Raw genomic sequence first — 2,821 nt, 5'->3', positions numbered from 1 at the left:
GCTCGCGATAGCGTTTCATCAGTCAACATTGATGTGACTGACACACCGCTATCGCGAGCAGGCTCACTCCTACAATGGATTTTTGTTTGGCTGGAAATATGTGGGGCTGCCTTGCACTATGGGCTCATTCAAAACCTAGCCTCAGGATCCCCCCGCCATGCCCGATGACATCCATTTCTACGAACCCGCCAATGGCCACGGCCTGCCGCACGATCCGTTCAACGCCATCGTCGGCCCGCGCCCGATCGGCTGGATTTCCTCGCAGGATGCCAACGGCCAACTCAATCTGGCGCCGTACAGTTTCTTCAACGCGTTCAACTACATTCCGCCGATCATTGGCTTCTCCAGCGTCGGGCGCAAAGACAGCCTGAACAACATCGAGCAGACCGGCGAATTCGTCTGGAACCTCGCCACGCGCCCGTTGGCCGAGCAGATGAACCAGAGCTGCGCGATGGTCGCGCCTGAGGTCAACGAGTTTGAATTGGCGGGACTAACGACTGTTGCGTCGAAGGTGATTACGGTGCCGCGTGTGGCCGAAAGCCCGGTGTCCTTCGAGTGCAAGGTTACGCAGATCATTCAGTTGCAGCGTGCTGATGGCGAAACGGTGCCGAGCTGGCTGATCCTCGGCGAAGTGGTCGCCGTGCATATCGCCAAATGGCTATTGAAGGACGGCATCTACGACACCGCCGCGGCAGAACCGATTCTGCGCGGCGGCGGGCCGGCGGATTACTTCCAGTTGGGGCCTGAAGCCCTGTTCAAGATGTGGCGTCCGGGCGCAAACAAGTAACGCGTTACCAAATCAACTCGGCTTCTTCGGTGACGCCTTTGAGGTTATCCAGCTCATTGATGGCAGCCTCATCGGCGGCGATGGCGCCGGGGAAGACCTGGTCATTCAGCAGTTTGTGAAAGCGTGGTGCACCGCCATCGACCAGGGCCTTGACCGCGATTGCCGCGTAATAGCCCTTGTTGCCACCCAGTTCGACGGGGACGACTGCGGATACTGCTTCGAAGTGTTCGAACTCTTTACGTGCCATGTCGCAAGTCCTGGCTCAGTCAATTAAGCCGGACATTAAACCCTCAACCGACGAGTTTGTGTACCGCTGCCGGAGATTGGCCGAGCGCTTGTGCCGCCGAGACGTCTTTGAAGGTGTGGAAATCCAGACTGTTGACCACCAGTTCCTGCACCAGCTCGGCGAAGATACCCATCGACGGGCTGTTGAAATATGCGGTCATCATTTGCTGATTACTCCAGAACCCGGAGACCAGCCACAACTCGGGATCACACTGCGAATGCTGCAAGGCAAAGCTCAGGCAACCGGGGGCGGCGCGGGACGGTTCGATCAACGCGCTCAGGCGTACACCGAGTTCCGCCGAACGCCCGGCGCGCGCCCGGACGAAGGCCATATGACTGACGGGAATCTGCTTGGACATGTTCAACCCTCCCAGGGAGTCGCGTGGCAGCCGGGGGACGGGCTGCGACAGGATCAAAGGTTAAGGGCCAGGCGCTGAGTGCCGTTAGTCGATTCCTGCCGCCGCGTTGCACAATCCTGCGAGACTTGCCCAAAGCATCGCAGATGCCCGCTCCCCTGTAGGAGCTGCCGCAGGCTGCGATCTTTTGACCTTAAAGACAACAATCAAAAGATCGCAGCCTGCGGCAGCTCCTACAGTCCGGCGTCGCGTCATGATTGAGGAATATCGCGATGCAGAATCAGGCAAGCATTTCGCAGGATGTGTCTACCGCTCGCGCTTGCACAAACATATGCTCTGCTCCATTCCACCTCCCTTGCCGAGGATGCCGTGCATGACGTCATTCGATCGTTTTCAAGCCGAACCCAGCGCTGACATGGAAAAACAGCGCGCGGAACTGGCGGCGATCATCCGCCGCAACACCACCGACGACGGCAGTTACGAGACCGCCATCGGTTCGCTGTTTATGTCACGCCACACCAAATCCCACGACTTTGCCCCGGTGCTCGCGCAACCGGCGCTGTGCATCATGGCGCAGGGCCGCAAAGAGGTGCGGCTGGCCGACGAGTACTTCAATTACGACCCGCTGAATTATCTGGTGGTGTCGGTTTCGATGCCGCTGAGCGGGCGCGTGGTTAACGTGTCGCCGGAGGAGCCGATCCTCGCCGTGCGCCTCGATATTGATCCGGCGGAAATCACCGCACTGATCGCCGACGCCGGGCCGATGGGCGTACCGACGCGGCCGACCGGACGTGGCTTGTACGTGGAAAAAATCGACAGTTCGATGCTCGACGCGGTGCTGCGTCTGGCGCGTTTGCTCGACGCACCAAAAGACATCGCCATGCTCGCGCCGCTGATTCGTCGGGAGATTCTCTATCGTCTTTTGCGCAGTCCGCAGGGTCATCGGCTGTATGAGATCGCGATTGCCAACAGCCAGAGCCATCGCATCAGCCAGGCGATCAAATGGCTCAACGGCAACTTTGAGCAGCCGTTACGCATTGATGATCTGGCCAAAGAAGTGAACCTGAGCGTGTCGACCTTGCATCACCGGTTTAAGGCGATGACGGCGATGAGTCCGCTGCAGTATCAAAAGCAGCTGCGCTTGCAGGAGGCGCGACGGTTGATGCTGGCGGAGGGGCTGGAGGCTTCAGCGGCGGGGTATCGGGTGGGGTATGAGAGTCCGTCGCAATTTAGCCGCGAGTACAGTCGGTTGTTTGGGGCGCCGCCGTTGCGGGATTTGGCGCGGTTGCGGCTGTCGGTCTGATCCGGAATGTCATTGGGCTTACAACCCTATCGCGAGCAGGCTCACTCCTACAGGGTCAGGTGTACACCCGCCCAATGTAGGAGTGAGCCG

At 59.3% G+C, this 2,821-nt stretch carries 4 protein-coding genes; 2 read left to right on the top strand and 2 right to left on the bottom strand.

Annotation, left to right across the window (positions count from 1 at the left end; genetic code table 11):
• Positions 1–157 precede the first annotated feature (157 nt).
• Positions 158–787 (top strand): flavin reductase family protein, encoded by a 630-nt coding sequence (locus QMX93_RS30390; RefSeq protein WP_282359289.1) that lies wholly within the window; start codon positions 158–160, stop codon positions 785–787.
• Between the two features lie 4 nt (positions 788–791).
• On the opposite strand, the gene QMX93_RS30385 is transcribed toward QMX93_RS30390, so the two are convergent.
• Positions 792–1,034, bottom strand: a complete 243-nt coding sequence (locus QMX93_RS30385; RefSeq protein WP_053123283.1) for a hypothetical protein — start codon at positions 1,032–1,034, stop codon at positions 792–794.
• 43 nt (positions 1,035–1,077) lie between these two features.
• Positions 1,078–1,431 (bottom strand): antibiotic biosynthesis monooxygenase family protein, encoded by a 354-nt coding sequence (locus tag QMX93_RS30380; protein WP_159812559.1) that lies wholly within the window; start codon positions 1,429–1,431, stop codon positions 1,078–1,080.
• A gap of 370 nt (positions 1,432–1,801) precedes the next feature.
• Between QMX93_RS30380 and QMX93_RS30375 the strand changes: the two genes are divergently transcribed.
• Positions 1,802–2,731, top strand: coding sequence for an AraC family transcriptional regulator (locus QMX93_RS30375; RefSeq protein WP_212543919.1), 930 nt, complete (start codon positions 1,802–1,804; stop codon positions 2,729–2,731).
• Positions 2,732–2,821: the final 90 nt, after the last annotated feature.

This window comes from Pseudomonas sp. PS01303 (assembly GCF_029959385.1).
Classification (GTDB): Bacteria; Pseudomonadota; Gammaproteobacteria; order Pseudomonadales; family Pseudomonadaceae; genus Aquipseudomonas; species Aquipseudomonas rustica.
This window is presented reverse-complemented; position numbering and strand designations above follow the sequence as displayed.